This window comes from Bradyrhizobium sp. UFLA03-84 (assembly GCF_002289535.1).
Lineage (GTDB): Bacteria > Pseudomonadota > Alphaproteobacteria > Rhizobiales > Xanthobacteraceae > Bradyrhizobium > Bradyrhizobium viridifuturi.
Window position 1 is genome coordinate 217,075 of record NZ_NSJY01000005.1, and the last position, 18,872, is coordinate 235,946.

An 18,872-nucleotide genomic window follows, 5' to 3' on the forward strand; every position below is an offset into this window, starting at 1 on the left:
AGCGGAGCGAATTCCGGGGCGGTGCTCCCGGATTGCGCTGACGTTTCACCGGGCTACGGATCGCGACACACACTCATCGTGGTGACATTAGCACCGATCGGATGCTCGAAAATCTCCGATAGCGTCTGGCAGCGTCCCGCATGGCACAGATGCCATTCGCCCGCCGCGCCGGAATTGCCGAGCACGACCTCCGCCCTCGGCACCGGCGGCGGCGACCATTGAAACCAGCCGCCGATGAGCTTCGCCTCCGGCGGCGGCTCCATGCCGGCGCCGGTGCCCTTGATGCGCGCCTGTTGCAGCGTGAGCCCGGCCGTCGTGACCTGCCAGTCTTCCTGCCAGGCGGTCTTCTCGATCGAATGCGTCCAGGCGAGCGTGAAGGCCGCGATCTGCAGCGTCTTCACCACACCCGCGGAGGCGAGGCAGAGGCTCAAGCCGTCGCCACCGCGTCGCGCGGGCGCTGCCGCCATTGCCACAGCACGACCGCGGCCGCGAGCGTGAAGCCCGCGGTGTCCGAGAAGCGGAAATCGCCGAGCAGGCAGAGCGCAGCCCCGAATGCGACCGCGATCTCGATCAGGGTCAGCCGGGTGAACAGGAAGCCGATCGCGACGATGCCGAACAGCGCGATCGCCACCAGCGCCTTGAAGGTCGCCAGCGCCACTGCGCCGTAGAAGCCGAGTTGGGCCGCCATCGGGTCCCCGCCCTGCAACATCAGCGCTGGCGAATAGACGAAGATGAAGGGAATGACGTAGCCCGCGAGCGCGATCCGCATCGCCTCCCAGCCGATCTTGTCCGGATTCTCCTTGGCGATCGGCGCCGCCGCCAGTGCGGCGAGCGCCACCGGCGGCGAGAGGTCGGCCATGATGCCGTAGTAGAACGCGAACATGTGGCTTGCGATCAGCGGCACGCCGAGCTTGGCGAGCGCCGGCGCCGCCAGCGCCGCTGTGATGATGTAGGTCGGGATCGTCGGGATGCCGGTGCCGAGCAGGATCGACAGCAGCATGGTCATGATCAGCGCCAGGAACAGGCTCTTGGCGCCGAGCCCGATGATCCAGCTGCCGAAGATGGTGCCGACGCCGGTCTGGGTCATCATGCCGATGATGGTGCCGACGATGGCGCAGGCCATGCCGACGGTCAGTGCCGACTTGGCGCTGTCGGCAAGCGAGTCACGGCAGGCCCTGAGCGTGGCGCGGCCGCCGCGCGTGATCGCGGCGATCACGATCAGCCCGGCGACGATGCTGATGACCGGGACGATCTCGAGCCCGTGGCGCGACACCGCGGCAACCACCAGCGCAAGGCCGATCCAGAAGATGTATCGCACGACGGTGTTGGAGAGGCCGAGCGTGATGCTGGCGCCGAGGATCAGCGCAACCGTCAGCGCCAGCCCCATGCTGCCGGCATAGAGCGGCGTGAAGCCTTCGAACAGCATGTAGACCAGTGCCGCGAGCGGCAACACCAGGTACCAGCGCGCCACCAGCGCCTTCCACGCGCTCGGGATCTCCGAGCGCTTCATGCCGACGAGGCCATGCTTGCCGGCCTCCAGATGCACCATCCAGAACGCCGAGGCGAAATACAGGATCGCCGGGATCACCGCGGCTTTGACGATCTCCGAATAGGGCACGCCGAGCGTCTCCGCCATGATGAAGGCGACTGCGCCCATCACCGGCGGCATGATCTGGCCGCCCATCGAGGCGGTGGCCTCGACGCCGGCGGCGAACGCGCGGCGGTAGCCGAACTTGATCATCAAGGGAATCGTGAACTGGCCGACGGTGACGACGTTGGCGACGCCGGAGCCGGAGATCGTGCCCATCATGCCGGAGGCGAACACCGCGACCTTGGCCGGGCCGCCGCGGGTGCGGCCGAACAGGCCGAGCGAGACGTCGGTGAACAGCTGGATCATGCCGGCGCGTTCCAGGAACGAGCCGAACAGGATGAACAGGAAGATGTAGGTCGCCGAGACGTAGATCGGCACGCCGTAGAAGCCTTCGGTACCGAACGAGAGATGGGTGACGATCTGGTCGTAGTCATAGCCGCGATGATTGAACGGCGACGGCAGATACTGCCCGAAGAACCAGTACAGCAGACAGGCGCCGCACATCAGCGGCAGCGCCGCCCCCATCAGCCGCCGCGTGCCCTCGAAGATCAGGACCGCGAGCAGCGTGCCGACCGCAAGGTCCATGTTGGTCGGATCGCCGTCGCGGGCGATCAGGTCGGCATAGAAGATCCACTGATAGAGCCCGCAGAGGAAACCGGCAGCGCCGACGATCCAGCTCACCGCGCGGCCGAAATCAGTCTTGGCGGTGAAATTGCCGATCAGGCCGAAGGTCAGGAGAATCAGGAAACCGACATGGACGCCGCGCACCACCTGGCTCGGCAGGTAGTTGAAAGCCGCGACATAGAGCTGGAACACCGCAAAGGCGAGGCCGATGGCGTAAGCCAGATGCCCCCAGGCGCCCGGGCCAAATCCTTCCGGAAAGCCATGCTCGAAATTGTCGAATTCGACCTTGATCGGCTCAACGCCCTCAGCCTGCTGCTGCATTGAATCAGTCCCCCGCCGTGCCCGCGAGGTTTATAGCGCCCCACCGCACGTCATGCGCGGGCCCGACCTGCGTATCCATCGAAATATCAACGTCTTTGGAAAGATGCGTGGCCGGGTCCAGCCCGGCCATGCACGCTCGAAGCAACCGGCCTTACTTGATCAGGCCCTTTTCCTTGTAATAGCGGATCGCGCCGGGATGCAGCGGCACCGGGCTGCCGGTCGCGGCGGCCTCGAGCTTGATCTCCTTGCCCGCGGCGTGGGCATTGGCGAGTTCCGGCAGTGATTCGTAGACCAGCTTGGTCATCTGATAGGCCAGATCGTCCGACACCGCGCTCGAGGTGACGAGGTAGTTCACGACCGCAGCGGTCGGCACGTCCTTGTCCTGGCCGGTATAGGTGTTGGCCGGAATGATCACGGAGACGAAGGGCGATCCGATCTTGTCGACGGTCTCCTTCGGCACGGCGACCACGGTGATCTCGCTCGAGGTCGAGAGGTCCTTCAGCGAGGCGACGCCGAGGCCGGCGGATTGCAGCGTGGCGTTGAGCTGGCGGTTCTTCATCAGGTCGACCGATTCGGCGAACGGCAGATACTCGACCTTGCCGAGATCCTTGTAGCTCATGCCGGCGGCCGCCAGGATCGCGCGGGAGTTGAGCTCGGTGCCGGATTTCGGCGCGCCGACCGACAGGCTCTTGCCCTTGAGGTCGGCCAGCGTCTTGATGCCGCTCTCGGCGGTCGCGACGATCTGGATGTAGTTCGGATAGATCGCGCCGATCGTGCGCAGCTTGTCGAGCTTGGTCTTGAAGCCGGCCTCGGTGTCGCCTTCCCAGGCCGCCTTCAGCGAATCGCCGAGCGTGAAGGCAATCTCGCCGCGGCCCTGCTGCAGCAGCACCAGGTTCTCGACCGAGGCCTTGGTTGCCTGCACCTGGGTCTTCACGCCGGAGATCTTTTCGCCGTAGATCTTCCCGATCGCGACGCCGAGCGGATAATAGACGCCGGAAGTGCCGCCGGTGAGCACATTAATGAACTGCTCGGCTTGCGCGACGGGCGCAGCCAAAACGCTGGCCGCCACGATCGCAGCAGCCATCAACCTTGAATTCATGAGCATTATTCTCCCCTAAGCCGGGCCGGAAATTGGCCGCACAACCCTGCCGGGTCAACCCATCCAAATGACGCATGCGCGGCCAAAATCCCTGATGGCAGCACCACTTTACCTGCCCGGGAACTCGGCGCGTGCAAGCGGGTTGAAATGCGCAATCCCGCCGCGAGGTATCACTTGCAGCCGTCCGGGACGACGACCGTTGAGCGCGCGCTTGATGCGTTGAACTTCTTCCTCGCCGACGTGCGGGACGGGCTCGGCCCGTATCTTGCGATCTACCTGCTGACCGAACGGAAGTGGGACGAGGCATCGATCGGGTCGGTGATGTCGATCGCGGCGATCGCCGGGATCGTCGCCCAGACGCCGGCCGGCGCCCTGATCGATCGCAGCCGCGCCAAACGTGGCCTGATGATATCAGCCGCCATGGCCGTGACCGTCGCGTGCCTGCTGCTGCCGCTGCTCGACCACTTTGCGCTGGTCGCCGCCACCCAGGCGCTTGCCGCGGCGAGCGGCTCGGTGTTCGCGCCGGCGATCGCCGCGGTGACGCTCGGCATTGTCGGTCCCAAGGCGTTCGCGGCGCGCACCGGCCGCAACGAGGCGTTCAACCATGCCGGCAACGCCGTGGCCGCCGCGATCGCCGGCGGCACGGCGTACTGGTTCGGCCCGGTCGTCGTGTTCTGGCTGCTTGCGGCGATGGCACTCGCGAGCATCGCCGCGACGCTGTCGATCCCGCCAGCTGCGATCGACCATCAGGTCGCCCGCGGGCTCGACGATAGCGCGGAGGAGCATGGCGCGCGGCATGACCGGCCATCCGGCTTTCGCGTGCTGGTGACCTGCAAGCCCTTGCTGATCTTTGCGGTCTCGACCGTGGTCTTTCATTTCGCCAATGCCGCGATGCTGCCGCTGGTCGGCCAGAAGCTCGCCTTGGTCAATCGCAACCTCGGCACATCGTTGATGTCGGTCTGCATCATTGCGGCGCAGATCGTGATGGTGCCGGTTGCGATGCTGGTCGGACGCAAGGCCGACGTCTGGGGCCGCAAGCCGATCTTCGCGACCGCGCTCGCGGTCCTGGCTGTGCGCGGCGCGCTCTATCCGCTGTCGGACAACCCGTACTGGCTGGTGTCGGTGCAGTTGCTCGACGGCATCGGCGCCGGAATCTTCGGCGCGCTGTTTCCGCTCGTGGTTGCCGATCTCACGCACGGTACCGGGCATTTCAACATCAGCCAGGGCGCGATCGCCACCGCAACCGGTCTCGGCGGCGCGCTGAGCACGGCGGTCGCCGGATTCATCATTGTCCACGCCGGCTACAGCGCCGCATTTCTTTTCCTTGCCGCCGTCGCTGGTGCCGGGCTGATCGGCTTCTGCGCGTTGATGCCGGAGACGCTGCGCACCGCAACGGCGACGTCACACACATCTACTTTGACGTCACAAAAATGGATGACCTGATTCGCCGGCGACGCGCCGCGGATCACCGCGCGTGATGCGATCTGATGTCCGACAATGATGCAGTTCCGCATCTGCATCGACACAGCACCACAGTCATTAACATCGTCTCTCGATGACACACTCGCTCAATGTTTCTGCATGCGTCCAGAGTCGAGCGCAATCGCGCTCATGAAGGTCAGATGACGCATTTGTTGCACGTGTAACCGCGGCGAGATGCGCCGATTCCGGCATCATTTGATTCGAATTGAATGCTTTAAGGTTAGCGAGCCAATCAATGTATGAACCAGAAATTTCCATGATTGCCGGGGTTCTTAGATGTACGAGTCAAGCCGGGGTAATTACGGACAAGGCGGGGCATGAATCACATCAGCCACATCACACAACCACGAGCCGGATGGTTCGGACATCGCAAGCTGACCCCGCGCGCATGCATTGCGGACAGCAAAAAGCACCTTCGAACCTTCCTTGCAGAGGCGCTGGAAGATCTCGGCTTTATCACCAGCGAATGCGGCCAGGCGCTGGAACTCGAGACCGTGCTGGACGCGGAACGGCCCGATCTTCTGGTGCTCGGCGTGTCCGTGGACGGCATCGAAGTCAGTAAAATTCTCGAGACTTTGGTGAGAAAGGACTATCGCGGCAAGGTCCTCGTCATCGGGCAACCGGACTCGATCATCGTCAAGGCGGTCCGGCAGATCGGCGATGAATACGGCATCGCCATGCTGCCGGCCCTGTCCACGCCGTTCAGCGCCGGAACCCTTCGTGACAGTCTCGCGTCATTGCTGCCGCTCGAGCCGGCACCGAGCCCCGCGGTGGACGTGCCCGAGGCGCTGAAGGCCGGCTGGCTCGAACTGTGGTATCAGCAGAAAATTCATCTCCGGACGCTCGTTCCGAGCGGAGCCGAGGCACTGATCCGGATGCGCCATCCTGCGTGGGGCGTCGTGCCGCCGGCCTACTTCATCCCCGACGAAAGCGATCCGCATTTTCACGCGCTGTCCGAGTTCGTGATCGAGCGCGCGATCGAGGACTGGCGTTATCTCCTCGAACAGATCGGGCCGGTCAATCTCTCGATCAACCTGCCGATCTCGTTTCTCGCTGACGATGATGCGGTGCGCGAACTCTGTTACCGGATTCCGGACCACGCGGCCTTCGCCGGCCTGCTGATCGAGATCGACAGCACCGAGGTGGTCGATCATCTCGACCTTGCGATCGAGGTCGCCAGGCGCGTCCGCCTGCACAATATCGGCATCTCGATCGACAATGTCGGCGCCAACTGGCCGTCCTTGCTCGGACTGCCGAACTTTCCGTTCGTCCAGCTCAAGGTCGATCATCAATACGTCACCGGCTGCGCCGATCAGCGCCTGAAGCAGACGGTGTGCCGGCGTATCGTCGAGCTCGCCCACGATGCCGGCGCGCAGGTCGTGGCCCAGGGGGTCGAGACGCGCGCGGATTTTCTCGCCGCGCATGAGATGGACTTCGATCAGGTCCAGGGTTACCTGTTCGGCAAGCCGATGGGCGTCAAGAAGTTCGCCCGCTCGCGCATGCATTTCTCGGAGAAAGAGTCGGCCTCCTGAGGCACCGCCTCGGGTCAGGCTCGAGCTTGGCGATCGATCGCGCGCAGCGCCTCGCCGCGCGCGATCAACCGCTTTGCGTTGGAATAAGTCGGGACTTCCAGCAGCGAGCCGTCGAGCTCGACGCGCCCAAGGCCCTGCGTTCGCGCCGCTTCGAAGGCTGCAACGATCCTGCCCGCCTGGCGCATTTCGTCCTCGCTCGGGGTGAGAACGCCGTTGACGATCGCCGCATGCGCGGGATCGACCAGGCTCTTTGCGGTGTATCCGAGCCGTCGCGCCCAGATCGTGTCGCGCGCGACGCCGGCCGCGTCGCTCCAAGTGTAGGGACAATCGACCGCGACGACATCGGCCGCGCGACACTCGACGATGAAGCGCTGCCGCGCGTAGGCGAGCTCCAGGCCGTCGCTGCCACGCTCGGCACCAAGATCGGCGGCGAGGTCTTCGGAGGCCATCAGGCAGCCGACGGTGCGCCGGCTCGCCGCAGCGATCGCACCGGTCTGCACGAGGCCGCGCGCGAATTCGATGTTCGGCAGCAGCGACGTCGATCCCGCAGCGATGCCGTAGTCGCGTTCGAATCGCGTCACCGCCTCGTCGAGCCCGATAACGTGGTGCGGCTCGGCGACCTTCGGCAGCGCGACGATATCAGGACGGCCGCGCATCACGGCAGCAAGATCGTCCATGCCGTCCTGGTCCAGCGGGTTGACGCGAACCGCGACCACCGCGCCCTGGTCGCGCCAGGCTGCGTAGAGCTCGGCCGCCAGCGCCCGCGCCTTCGGACGCAGTGACGGCGGGGTGAAATCCTCGAGCTCGTGGATCAGCACATCGGCGCCGCTGGCGGCCGCGTGCTGCAGGACCTGTTCGTTGGCGCCTTCGAGAAACAGCCAGGAGCGGCAGAGCGGGGCTGGGCGCAGCTTGCGCATCACACGGCCCGCGCCGTCGTCACTGAAACGTCATGTCGAGGCATTTCGAGATGTCGGAGCCGAGGCCGGACGAGATGGTGATGCAGCCGCGGATCTTCTGGGTGGTGGTGTCGCTGGCCCAGATCGCATAGCCACCGGTGCCGAAGAACGAGTTGGTGTTCGGCGGCTCGGTCTCGGTGGCATCGAAGCTGTAATTGCCGTCGGTATCGAAGATGCGCGGCTTCTTGGTGCAGCTGCCGTCGGCCTGGACGTTGATGACCTCCTTGTTGTCCTGCGTCAGCGCCAGCGAGACCTGGCAGCGGAAGTATTCCGAGGTCTTGGCATTGAACAGATAGGCGTAGGACTTGCAGGTCGACGTCTTGAGCTTGCCGGCCGACAGGCCGCGGCTGCAGGAGATGCGCTGGTTGTTGGACAGTTTGAATTCGTCCGCCTGCGCAACTGACGCCAGCGCCATGAACGACAGAGCGACACCGATACCAATCTTCATGACGTGCTTCATCCTGATCATCCCCAGCTCGTGTTTCCGGCAATCGAAGCGTTTGTAGACGGTAACGCGAAAATAGTCGCCAAGCTTGACGCGGGAAATCACAAAGTCGCTGATGTCAGCGAGCGGTCGCGCCGATTGTCGTATTGACGCGCGAACGCCGTTCGTGATTTGTTCAAGAACGTGGGGACGACGCCGTTTTTCGGCCGGAGGTGGATCATGACGCATTTTTTGACCAAGACCTTTATTGCGACCGCGACCCTTGCTGCGATGACGACATGCGCATTCGCGCAGGAAGCCGCGCCCTGGGAGCTGAAGACCGACATGGGCTACGCCTATGACAAGGACGGCAAGACCTGGACCTACAAGATGGGGACCAGCAATGCCGGCACGCTGCTGAAGGGCGCCAAGAAGGTGCCGAAGGGGACGCTGTTCTTCATCGGCCACAACGGCCAGCTCTACATGCGTCCCGGCCCCTATCTCGAGGGCGACGGCAAGTTCATGTTCGGCTCGAATTAAAGCGTCTTCGAGCGAAGTGGACGCCGGTTCTCCTGAAGAAAGCGCGTCAAAGGAAGAGACAGAGCTCCGGTTCTGATTCAGTCAGAACCGGAGCTCTGACGTTATTCGGCAGACCTCAGAACGCCGCAGCCAATTCCTTCGCGCCGGGCTTGTTGCTGTTGAAATCCATCCGCTCGTTGGTGACGGCAAGCAGCCTGGCCACGGTGTTGTGACGGATCGCGACCGGGTTGCGCTCGTAGCCCGAGCGCTGGAAGAAGTTCGCGGTCGGCACCTGCTCGCGCATCGCCTGCGGCATGGTCACCATGTCGAGCCCGGTGCCGTCGCCGGTCAGGTTCATCATCTCGAGCTCGGCCGCGGTGAGCGGCCGGCCGTAGCCCTTGTTGCGGGCGAAGATCACCGAGGTCAGCAACTTGTGGGTCTGCAGCATCGGACCGACATCGATGTCGAGCACCATGGCGTGACACGCCCAGCCCTGCGGCGTATCGGCGAGGCGCTGATGTGCCGACCAGTCGTCGGGCACGGTCCGCGTGAACGCGACCATCTTCTTCAGCACCGCGAGCTTGTGCTCCATGGCCTTGCGCGCCGGCCCCTGCGTCCTCGCGACGCGCTCGGTCAGATCCCGCACGAATTCATGGCCCTGCTCGGCCAACAGCTCGACGGTGTTGGTGGTGAGCAGTTGGTTGTAGCCCATCGCCGTGGAGATGGCGCGCTTGCCGCCATGCTCGATGCCTGCCTGCACGTCGTAATTGCCGGTGCCGCCGGTCTCGAATGAATAGACCCGCACCGCCTGCTCCGGCGTCAGCCCCGCCGCGCGCGCGTAGCGGGCATAGGCGCGCTTGAACTCGACCTCGCTCGACGGCCGCTGCGGCGCGAACTGGAATTGTTCGGCCGCCGCCCTGACCAGATCCGAGACCACCGGGATCGTCTTGGGCGGACGCGGCGGCTTGCCGCCCTCCTCCTCGGGAGCCGGATTGACCGGCCGCTTCGGTCCCTCATAGACCGGCGGCTGCTGCAGCACGTAGTCGTCGAGCGTGATCTGCACGCGGTCGCGCCGCTTCGCATTGCGGCCGCGCCGCTTGTCGGCGATCGCGCTCCAATAGGCGCCGGCGTCCTGCTCGAAGGCGGCGCGCGCCTCCTCGTATTCCTGCAGCTTGCGGCGGTAGTCCATGATCGCCTGCGGCGAGGCCTGCGCCATCGCATTGGCGACGGACGGCGGCAACGCATCGGCCTCACCGGCCGATACAGACGGCGCGCTGGCGACAAGCGCGAGCGCGACAAATCCTGACGAGAGGCGAATCAATTGCGGGCGCATGGCCTCGTTGTAGCAAGCACTGCCGCGAAGTCAGCCCGGAAATGTCCGGATCGAAGGCGGCCGGATGCCGCGATCAAGTCCAGAATTTTCGCCACAATGCGGTGTTCTTCGAAGAATGCGTGTCCCGGGAAGGCCTTGGAGATTGCGATGAGGACGGCACTGTGGCTCGCCGCCGCTGGCGCTCTGATACTCGCCGCCCCGGCGCGCGCCGAGCGTCCGGACTGCGGGTCGTTTCCGGATACGCGTTCACGGTTGTCTTGTTACGAGAATGTGTCGCGCGCGCCTCCGGAACCCGCGACCGCGACTCATCCGCCTGTTGCGCAGGGCAAGGCAATGAAGATGAACGCCCGCAAGCGGCATCACAGGTAGCGTCGGCCTACTTCCATGCGAACACCGGCTGTTCGAGATCGGCGACGCGGGTGCTGCGCCCGGCGAGCACCTCACGGAACTGATAAATCAGCGCGGCGGTCGGCGCATGGATCTGCTGGCCGCCGAGCCGGAAGCGGATCACCCGCCGCGTGCTCTCGGGGATCGTCACGAAGCTGAACGCGTCATCGAGCTCGATCGTATCGAGGCCGACGCGGTGGACGGATGCGACCTCGTCCGGGTTCGGCGTGAGTGCCGCATGCGCGCCGGCCCAGACCACGACCGGCGTGATCAGATAGCCGGACCGCGTCGGATAATCGTCGAGCATGCCGAGCACATCGCGCTCGGACAGCGCAAGGCCGAGCTCCTCGTGCAGCTCGCGCAGCGCGGCTTCCGCCTGCGTCTCGCCGGCATCGCAGCGCCCGCCCGGCAGCGCCCATTGCGCGCTGTGGGCGCGCAGCCGTGCGCTGCGCGGGTCAGCAGGAAGGCGGCGCTGCTGCTGTCCTCACCTGCGGTCAGCGCGATCGCGACCGCCGCGCGCTTCAGCGTCGGCGCCGCATCGGCCGCGGCCTGGCGCGCGAACGCGGCACAGAGCTCTGCGATATTCCGCCGGGTGGCATCGTCAAATGTGCGGACCATTGAGCTTGACTACAACACATCAGCGTTTGATGAAATGAGCCGAACGGCATGCCTCCCGCGACCAAACTCACGATCAATCAATTGCAGGCAAGGGATCCTCACCTCATGACGGCCAAGGCCGCGGACAAGCTCAAATCCGACGGCTGGAAGGTCGCCGACACCACGGGTTTCCTGACGCTGATCGGTCCCTTGTGGGAACGGTTGAAGGACGGCGCGCTCGAGCTTGCGCTGATCACCGAGGACAAGCACCACAACCGCCGCGGCCTGGTGCAGGGCGGCGTGATCATGACCTTCGCCGACCGCGCCTGCGGCATGGCCGCGCGCTTCGTCTCGGGCAAGCCGACGCTTGCGACGGTGCAGCTCGACACCCATTTCGTCGAGGCCGGCAAGATCGGCGAGATCCTGACGACGCGGCCGCGCGTGGTACGCTCCACCCGCAGCCTGATCTTCATCACGGCCGAGGTGACGGTCGACAAGCGCTGTATCGCGATGGCCAACGGCGTGTTCAAGATCTTGAAGAACGAGAGTTGACGCCTCATTCCGGAGGAACGATCGATGCAATATCGCCAGCTCGGCCGCAGCGGCCTGAAGGTTTCGCCGATCTGCCTGGGCACCATGATGTTCGGCGGACCGACCGATGAGGCGACCTCGTCGCGGATCGTGGCCAAGGCGCGCGAGGCCGGCATCAACTTCATCGACAGCGCCGACGCCTACAATGGGGGCAAGTCCGAGGAGGTCGTCGGCCGCGCGATCTCGAACAGAAGGTCGAACTGGGTGCTCGCGACCAAGCTCGCCAATCCGATCGGCGACGATCCCAACCATGGCGGCCTGTCGCGGCGCTGGGTGTTGCAGGCCGCCGACGAGAGCCTGAAGCGGCTCGGCACCGACTACATCGATGTGTACTACCTGCACAAGGAAGACCATGCGACGCCGCTCGACGAGACGGTGCGCGCGATCGGCGACCTGATCCGCGCCGGCAAGGTGCGCTATTTCGGCGTCTCGAACTACCGCGCCTGGCGCGTCGCCGAGATCTGCAACATCTGCGACCGGCTCGGCATCGACCGCCCGGTCGCGAGCCAGCCCTATTACAACGCAATGAACCGGATGCCGGAGGTCGAGCATTTCCCGGCCTGCGCCTATTACGGGCTCGGCATCGTGCCCTATAGCCCGCTGGCGCGCGGCGTCTTGACCGGCAAATACGCGCCCGATGCGGCGCCGCCCGCGGACACCCGCGCGGGACGCAACGACAAGCGCATGATGCAGACCGAGTGGCGGCCGGAATCCCTGCGGCTCGCGCAGGAGATCAAGCGTCACGCCGAGAGCCGCGGCATCACCGCCGGGCAGTTCGCAGTGTCCTGGGTATTGAACTCGTCGTTCGTCAGCGCCGTGATCGCCGGCCCGCGCACCGAAGCGCAATGGGACGATTACATCCGCGCGCTCGATTACAGCTTCACCGCCGAGGACGAGGCCCTGATCGACCGCCTCGTCGTGTCAGGCCATCCCTCGACGCCGGGCTTCAACGATCCGGCATACCCGATCGAGGGACGGCGGGCGCGGACTGGATAGCACGAGCGGCGGCGACGAAGTCAGGTTGCATCGCTTCGGCCGCAGACTAGCTGCACCTCTCCCGCTTGCGGGGGAGGTCGCATCGCATGGCATGCGATGCGGGTGGGGGCTCTCTCCGCGATGCGACTCGTGGAGAGACCCCCACCCCAACCCTCCCCCGCAAGCGGGAGAGGGAGCGCACTTCCGATGCGGCTCTCGGTTTTGCCGAAGTTGCGTTTCGTAGCTTCCGAATTGCGCAAGGGACACGTCGGCTGCACCATCAGCATATGACAATGCTGATGCTGGTGCCGCCATGACGGCAACCAATGTACTGGACTGGATCGTAGCGCTGTTCGTCTGCTGGGCCAGCCTGACCGCAATCCTCGAGCCTCGGCGCGACGCCTCGCAGTGTGACGGTCCCACCGTAGCAAGCAGCGCGCAGCAAGCACCGTTGGCGGTGCCGACGCGGGCGGAGTTCGAGGAGATGATCCGGGATATGAAACTGCACGACTGAGGAAAGCGCGGAAGGCCCTTCGCCTTCAAACCAGCGTCCCCGAAACGAAACAGGGCGGCGCCGAAGCACCGCCCTGTCCCTACTGCCGTTGCCGGCCGCTTACTTCACGAGGTCGAAGCGATCGGCGTTCATCACCTTGGCCCAGGCCGCGACGAAGTCGTTCACGAACTGCTCCTTGGCATCCGACGAGCCGTAGACTTCGGCGAACGCGCGCAGCTGCGAGTGCGAGCCGAAGATCAGGTCGGCGCGGGTGCCGGTCCACTTCACCGCCTTGGTCTTGCGGTCGCGGCCCTCATAGACGCCCTCGCCGGCATCGCTCCACACCGTGCCCATGTCGAGCAGGTTGAGGAAGAAGTCGTTGGTCAGCGTCCCCGGCTTGCCGGTGAAGACGCCATGCTTCGACTTCTTGGCATTGGCGCCGAGCACACGCAGGCCGCCGACCAGAACCGTCAACTCCGGTCCGGTCAGCCGCAACAACTGCGCGCGATCGACCAACGCCTCCTCGGGCAGCATGAACTGACGCTTGCCGCTGATGTAGTTGCGGAAGCCGTCAGCCAGCGGCTCGAGCGGAGCGAAGGAGTGGGCGTCGGTCTGCTCCTGCGTCGCATCGGTACGGCCAGGCGTGAACGGAACCTTCACAATGGTGCCGCCGTCCTTTGCCGCCTTCTCGATCGCAGCCGCGCCGCCGAGCACGATCAGATCGGCGAGCGAGACCTTCTTGCCGAACTCCTTCTGGATGGCTTCGAGCTTGGACAGCACGGTCTTGAGCTGTGCCGGCTCGTTGACATCCCAGTCCTTCTGCGGGGCGAGACGGATGCGCGCACCGTTGGCGCCGCCGCGCTTGTCCGAACCGCGGAACGTGGAGGCCGACGCCCAGGCGGTCGACACCAGTTCGGAGACCGACAGACCCGAGGCTGTTATCTTCGCCTTGAGCACCTCGATATCCTTGTCGTCGATCACGGCGTGATCGAGCGCCGGAACCGGGTCCTGCCAGATCAGCGTCTCCTTCGGCACCAGCGGGCCGAGGTAGCGCTGGATCGGGCCCATGTCGCGATGCGTGAGCTTGAACCAGGCGCGGGCGAAGGCATCCGCGAACTGATCCGGATGCTCGTAGAACCGGCGCGAGATCTTCTCATAGGCCGGATCGAAGCGCAGCGAGAGGTCCGTGGTCAGCATCGTCGGGACGTGCTTCTTCGACGGATCGAACGCGTCCGGAATGTCGGCAGCCGCGCCCTTCGCCTTCCACTGCTTCGCACCCGCCGGGCTCTTGGTCAGCTCCCATTCGTACTTGAACAGGTTGTCGAAGAAGTGATTGCTCCACTTCGTCGGCGTCTGGGTCCAGGTGACCTCGGGGCCGCCGGTGATCGCATCCGCGCCGACGCCGGTGCCGAACTTGCTCTTCCAGCCGAGGCCCTGATCCTCGAGCGCGCCGCCTTCCGGCTCCGGCCCGATCAGCGACGGATCACCCGCGCCGTGGGTCTTGCCGAAGGTGTGGCCGCCGGCGATCAGCGCGACGGTCTCCTCGTCGTTCATCGCCATGCGGAAGAACGTCTCGCGGATGTCCTTCGCGGCAGCGACCGGATCGGGGTTGCCGTTCGGGCCTTCCGGATTGACGTAGATCAGGCCCATCTGCACGGCGCCGAGCGGCTCGGAGAGCTGGCGCTCGCCGCTGTAGCGCTCGTCGCCGAGCCAGGTGCCTTCCGGCCCCCAATACAGCTCTTCCGGCTCCCACACGTCGGCGCGGCCACCGGCAAAACCGAAGGTCTTGAAGCCCATCGATTCCAGCGCGACGTTGCCGGCGAGGACATACAGGTCGGCCCACGAGATCTTGCGGCCGTATTTCTGCTTGATCGGCCACAGCAGCCGGCGCGCCTTGTCGAGGTTGGCGTTGTCGGGCCAGCTGTTGAGCGGGGCGAAGCGCTGCTGACCGGCACCGGCGCCGCCGCGGCCGTCGCTGATGCGGTAGGTGCCCGCCGAGTGCCAGGCCATGCGGATCATCAGGCCGCCGTAATGGCCGAAGTCCGCCGGCCACCATTCCTGCGACGTCGTCATCAGGGCCGTCAGGTCCTTGATCACGGCGTTAAGGTCGAGGGTCTTGAATTCCTTGGCGTAGTCGAAGCCCTTGCCCATCGGATCGGACAGGCTGGAGTTGTGATGCAGCACCTGAACGTCGAGCGTCTCCGGCCACCAGTCACGATTCGTGTGTCCGCGAGGGGCTGCCGAAAATGGGCATTTCCCCGCGCCTTCGTCGGTTTTTGCGTCCATGTTTTTTCTCCGAGGTGATGGATTCTGGAATGTGCTGGAGCTCTTCCAAGAAGGATTCTACGCGCCTCAATCCATCAGGTGAAATTGACTTTAATGATCGCGGCAATAAGATAATCTGATGATAAATGTCACACTCCGGCAACTGAGGTATTTCGATGCGCTGGCGCGGCACGGGCATTTCGGGCGCGCCGCGGACGCCTGCGCGGTGTCGCAGCCGGCGCTGTCGATGCAGATCCGCGAGATGGAACAGGCGGTCGGCGGCGTCCTGATCGAGCGCAGCGCGCGCCAGGTCACGCTGACGAGCTTCGGCGAGGAACTTTTGCATCGCGTGCGCGACATCCTGCGCTCGGTCGACGAGCTCGGCGACTTCGCGCGCGCCTCGCGCGACAAGCTCGCCGGACGGCTGCGCGTCGGCATGATCCCGACCATCGCGCCGTATCTGCTGCCGAAGGTGATCGAGACGCTGGCGCGGCTGCATCCCGAGCTCGACATCCATGTCCGCGAGACGCTGACGCCGAAGCTGATCAAGGAGGTCGCCGAGGGCCGGCTCGACACCGCGATCGTGGCGCTGCCGGTGTCGGAGCCGTCGCTGACCGAGGTCGCGCTGTTCTCGGAGAATTTCCTGCTGGTGCGGCCGGGCGAGGATGCCAAGACGCCGGTGCCGAGCGCCGAGATGCTGCGCGAGATGCGGCTGTTGCTGCTCGAGGAAGGCCATTGCTTCCGCGACCAGGCGCTGTCGTTCTGCAACATGCAGTCCTCGCCGCCGCGCGAGGTGCTGGATGCGAGCTCGCTGTCGACGCTGGTGCAGATGGTCGGCGCGGGCATCGGCGTCACCCTGATTCCCGAGATGGCGGTGATGGTGGAGACCCGATCGGCCCCGGTCACGGTCTCGCGCTTCAAGCATCCGCAGCCCTCGCGCACCATCGGCATGGTCTGGCGCAAGACCTCGCCGTTGGCCTCGCAGCTGCAGCAGATCGCCGAGGTGGTTTCGCTCGCGGCCCGCGAGCTGCGCGCGCCGAAGCAGGACGGCGCGAAGGAGCCGGCGAAGCGCGCGGCGCGACGCAAGGCCGGGTGATCGCGGCTGGGTCTTGGAGTGGACGCCGCCCATACTCCGCGGCGGATGTTGTGAACGGGACTCGTCGTTCCAGCATCGCGCAACAATGAGATTCGGTGGTTATGGGTCCCTGCTTTCGCAGGGACGACACCGAATTTGTGGGCGCAGTCCCTAGCAACCGTCAGATCATGATGGTTGCTACGAAGCTGTCGTTCCGGCGCCCATGGCAGGGCCCCGGATCTACGCCCCCCTACTTCTCCAGATACTTTTTCATCTCGGCGATCAGGCCGTCGCGCAGTTCGGGGCGCTTGAGGCCGAAGGCGATGTTGGCGCGGAGGAAGCCGGGCTTGGAGCCGCAATCGTGGCGTTCGCCCTCGAACTCGACGCCGTAGAATTTCTGCGTCTTGGCGAGCCCGATCATCGCGTCGGTGAGCTGGATCTCGCCGCCGGCGCCGCGCTCCTGCGTCGCCAGGATGTTGAAGATCTCGGGCTGCAGGATATAGCGGCCGGTGATCGACAGGTTCGACGGCGCGGTGCCCTTCGGCGGCTTCTCGACCATGCCGTCGACCTCGAAGATGTTGCCGGTGCGTTTGCCGACGCCGCAGATGCCGTATTGATGGGTGAGCTCGTCCGGCACCGCTTCGACCGCGATCACGTTCGACTTCTCGCCGAGCTTGTTTGCCGCCTCGACCATCTGCTTCAGGCAGCCCGGCGTGTTCAGCACCAGCTCATCGGGCAGCACCACGGCGAACGGCTCGTTGCCGACGATGTCGCGCGCGCACCACACCGCATGGCCGAGCCCGAGCGGCGCCTGCTGCCGGGTGAAGCTCATCGCGCCGGCTTCCGGCTGGTTCTGCGCCAGGATGTCCTGCTCGGTCTTCTTGCCGCGCTGCGCGAGCGTGGTGTCGAGCTCGAACATGCGGTCGAAATGATCCTCGATGACGCCCTTGTTGCGGCCGGTGACGAACACGAAGTGCTCGATGCCGGCTTCCCTCGCCTCGTCGACCACGTACTGGATCAGCGGCTTGTCGACGATCGTCAGCATCTCCTTCGGCATCGCCTTGGTGGCGGGCAGCACGCGGGTACCGAGACCGGCGACGGGAAATACGGCTTTGCGGATCTTCATGGGATTATCGGAGGCCTTGAAAACGGGTGGGACGGCGGCGCGGGATTTAATCGCACCTTGGTAACCGTTTTTGCAGCCGAGAACAAAGGCGGATGTGTGATGCACGCGTTCCGCATTTCCACCCCAGCGGTGTCCGCCCGAGTGTTCCGTCTATCGCGGCATCCCGACCGCGCGCGACGGGACCGGCACGCCGCCGGATTCGGCGGTCGCGGCAGCGGATGACGCGATCCAGCGACGATATTTGCGGGTGAGCGATGCGGTGCGGAGTTGGGCTAACAACAACGCCTTCAGCGGCGAAACGTTCGGATTGGCCGTGCGGCCCCGGCTCAACCGCCGCAACTGGAATTTCACGACGGCCATCGCGGCCAGCGAGGCCATCGGCTTGCTCTTCCAGTTGATCGGCGCGACTTCTGGCCGCAGATCCTCACCCCGACGCCAGGCGTTCGGCAGGTCCGGCCGGATCGCCAGCGCGGTGGCGATGCCGGCGACGGCGACGCCGCTGTCGAGCACCTGCTGCACGACGCCGATCCGGCGAATGCCGCCGGTGACCATGACCGGCATTTTGGCGACCGCGGCGATATCGCGCGCGAAGTCGAGGAAATAGGCCTCGCGCGCCAGCGTGCGGCCATCGCGCGCATCGCCCTGCATCGCCGGCGCCTCGTAACTGCCGCCCGACAACTCCACGAGATCAACGGACAACCCGTTCAACATCTCGACGACGGACTTCGCATCGAGCGCATCGAAGCCGCCGCGCTGGAAATCGGCCGAGTTCAATTTGACCGCAACGGAGAAACCCGGCGACACCGCCGCGCGCACCGCCTTGACGGTCTCGATCAACAGTCGCGCCCGGTTCTCGAGCGAGCCACCCCAGCGGTCGGTACGCTGGTTGGTCAATGGCGACAGGAACTGGCTGAGCAGATAGCCGTGCGCAGCATGGATTTGCGCGCCGGAGAAGCCGGCGCGCTCGGCAAGGCGCGCGGCGCTGACGAAGCGGGCGATCACCTCATGGATGTCCTGCTCGGTCATCGCCCTTGGCATCGCAAACAGGTTCGAATGCTTGCCGAGGTCGAGCGCCACGGCGGACGGCGCCAGGGTTTGCTGGCCGAGATTCTTCATCATCTGGCGGCCCGGATGATTGAGCTGCATCCAGATTTGCGCGCCCTTGGCCCGACCGATGCGCGCCCAGTTTCGAAACGGCTCGAGCCCGGTGCCGTCCTCCAGTACGACACCGCCGGGCCCGGTCATGGCGCGGCGATCGATCATGACGTTGCCGGTGATGATGAGGCCGGCGCCGCCGTCGGCCCAGGCTTGGTAGAGGCGCAGCAATTCGGCCGACGGGAAATGCTCGCCGTCAGCCATGTTCTCCTCCATCGCCGCCTTGGCGATGCGGTTCGGAATGCTGCTTCCGTTGGGCAGGGACAGGGACTCGAAGGGCGACATCAGCCAATTTCCTCGTTGATCGCCGCGGACCATAACCTTAAA

At 65.2% G+C, this 18,872-nt stretch carries 16 protein-coding genes and 1 pseudogene; 7 read left to right on the forward strand and 10 right to left on the reverse strand.

The features are described 5' to 3' along the window. Positions 1 to 53: 53 nt before the first annotated feature. The 3 genes from CK489_RS03785 to CK489_RS03795 form a co-directional block, all read right to left on the reverse strand. Positions 54 to 467, reverse strand: a complete 414-nt coding sequence (locus CK489_RS03785; protein WP_095731359.1) for a DUF1850 domain-containing protein — start codon at positions 465 to 467, stop codon at positions 54 to 56. Further along, positions 428 to 2,536, reverse strand: a complete 2,109-nt coding sequence (locus tag CK489_RS03790) for a TRAP transporter permease (protein WP_095731360.1) — start codon at positions 2,534 to 2,536, stop codon at positions 428 to 430. The genes CK489_RS03785 and CK489_RS03790 overlap by 40 nt, the downstream gene beginning before the upstream one ends. A 151-nt stretch (positions 2,537 to 2,687) precedes the next feature. Then, entirely contained in the window at positions 2,688 to 3,635 is a 948-nt protein-coding gene (locus CK489_RS03795) for a TAXI family TRAP transporter solute-binding subunit (protein ID WP_095731893.1), read from the reverse strand. A 147-nt stretch (positions 3,636 to 3,782) separates the two neighbouring features. On the opposite strand from CK489_RS03795, the gene CK489_RS03800 reads away from it, so the two are divergent. Together CK489_RS03800 and CK489_RS03805 are read left to right on the forward strand one after the other, a co-directional pair. After that, entirely contained in the window at positions 3,783 to 5,078 is a 1,296-nt protein-coding gene (locus CK489_RS03800; protein WP_095731361.1) for an MFS transporter, read from the forward strand. 356 nt (positions 5,079 to 5,434) lie between these two features. Further along, a complete protein-coding gene (locus CK489_RS03805; RefSeq protein WP_050629842.1) occupies positions 5,435 to 6,649 on the forward strand; it encodes an EAL domain-containing response regulator in 1,215 nt (404 codons plus the stop codon). A 14-nt stretch (positions 6,650 to 6,663) separates the two neighbouring features. On the opposite strand, the gene CK489_RS03810 is transcribed toward CK489_RS03805, so the two are convergent. Together CK489_RS03810 and CK489_RS03815 are read right to left on the reverse strand one after the other, a co-directional pair. Then, positions 6,664 to 7,566 (reverse strand): HpcH/HpaI aldolase/citrate lyase family protein, encoded by a 903-nt coding sequence (locus CK489_RS03810; protein ID WP_245350246.1) that lies wholly within the window; start codon positions 7,564 to 7,566, stop codon positions 6,664 to 6,666. A gap of 19 nt (positions 7,567 to 7,585) precedes the next feature. After that, a complete protein-coding gene (locus CK489_RS03815; protein ID WP_050629905.1) occupies positions 7,586 to 8,065 on the reverse strand; it encodes a hypothetical protein in 480 nt (159 codons plus the stop codon). A gap of 204 nt (positions 8,066 to 8,269) precedes the next feature. Here CK489_RS03815 and CK489_RS03820 point away from each other — a divergent pair, with 204 nt between their 5' ends. Continuing rightward, a complete protein-coding gene (locus CK489_RS03820) occupies positions 8,270 to 8,569 on the forward strand; it encodes a hypothetical protein (RefSeq protein WP_095731894.1) in 300 nt (99 codons plus the stop codon). A gap of 115 nt (positions 8,570 to 8,684) precedes the next feature. Here the strand turns inward: CK489_RS03820 and CK489_RS03825 are convergent, their stop codons facing one another. Further along, a complete protein-coding gene (locus CK489_RS03825; RefSeq protein ID WP_095731363.1) occupies positions 8,685 to 9,881 on the reverse strand; it encodes a hypothetical protein in 1,197 nt (398 codons plus the stop codon). Between the two features lie 376 nt (positions 9,882 to 10,257). After that, a pseudogene (locus CK489_RS03835) lies at positions 10,258 to 10,886 on the reverse strand (NUDIX hydrolase). A 105-nt stretch (positions 10,887 to 10,991) separates the two neighbouring features. Here CK489_RS03835 and CK489_RS03840 point away from each other — a divergent pair. The 3 genes from CK489_RS03840 to CK489_RS03850 all read left to right on the forward strand — a co-directional run bounded on the left by CK489_RS03840 (position 10,992) and on the right by CK489_RS03850 (position 12,945). Continuing rightward, complete coding sequence (locus CK489_RS03840) at positions 10,992 to 11,417, forward strand: PaaI family thioesterase (RefSeq protein ID WP_050629838.1); 426 nt, start codon at positions 10,992 to 10,994, stop codon at positions 11,415 to 11,417. Between the two features lie 24 nt (positions 11,418 to 11,441). Beyond that, positions 11,442 to 12,452 carry an aldo/keto reductase gene (locus CK489_RS03845; protein ID WP_095731364.1) on the forward strand — a complete coding sequence of 337 codons (1,011 nt, stop codon included), beginning with the start codon at positions 11,442 to 11,444 and terminating at the stop codon, positions 12,450 to 12,452. A 292-nt stretch (positions 12,453 to 12,744) separates the two neighbouring features. Then, the gene (locus CK489_RS03850) at positions 12,745 to 12,945 is read left to right on the forward strand and encodes a hypothetical protein (RefSeq protein WP_050629836.1); all 201 of its coding nucleotides are present in this window, start codon (positions 12,745 to 12,747) and stop codon (positions 12,943 to 12,945) included. Between the two features lie 99 nt (positions 12,946 to 13,044). Here CK489_RS03850 and katG read toward each other — a convergent pair whose 3' ends face one another. After that, the gene (gene katG / locus CK489_RS03855) at positions 13,045 to 15,210 is read right to left on the reverse strand and encodes a catalase/peroxidase HPI (protein ID WP_095731365.1); all 2,166 of its coding nucleotides are present in this window, start codon (positions 15,208 to 15,210) and stop codon (positions 13,045 to 13,047) included. 118 nt (positions 15,211 to 15,328) lie between these two features. On the opposite strand from katG, the gene CK489_RS03860 reads away from it, so the two are divergent. Further along, the gene (locus tag CK489_RS03860) at positions 15,329 to 16,285 is read left to right on the forward strand and encodes a hydrogen peroxide-inducible genes activator (RefSeq protein WP_050629834.1); all 957 of its coding nucleotides are present in this window, start codon (positions 15,329 to 15,331) and stop codon (positions 16,283 to 16,285) included. 229 nt (positions 16,286 to 16,514) lie between these two features. Here the strand turns inward: CK489_RS03860 and galU are convergent, their stop codons facing one another. Together galU and CK489_RS03870 are read right to left on the reverse strand one after the other, a co-directional pair. Then, on the reverse strand, positions 16,515 to 17,390 hold the full coding sequence (gene galU, locus CK489_RS03865) for a UTP--glucose-1-phosphate uridylyltransferase GalU (RefSeq protein WP_050629833.1): 876 nt from the start codon (positions 17,388 to 17,390) through the stop codon (positions 16,515 to 16,517). A gap of 150 nt (positions 17,391 to 17,540) precedes the next feature. Further along, positions 17,541 to 18,830, reverse strand: coding sequence for an NADH:flavin oxidoreductase/NADH oxidase family protein (locus CK489_RS03870; protein ID WP_095731895.1), 1,290 nt, complete (start codon positions 18,828 to 18,830; stop codon positions 17,541 to 17,543). Positions 18,831 to 18,872: the final 42 nt, after the last annotated feature.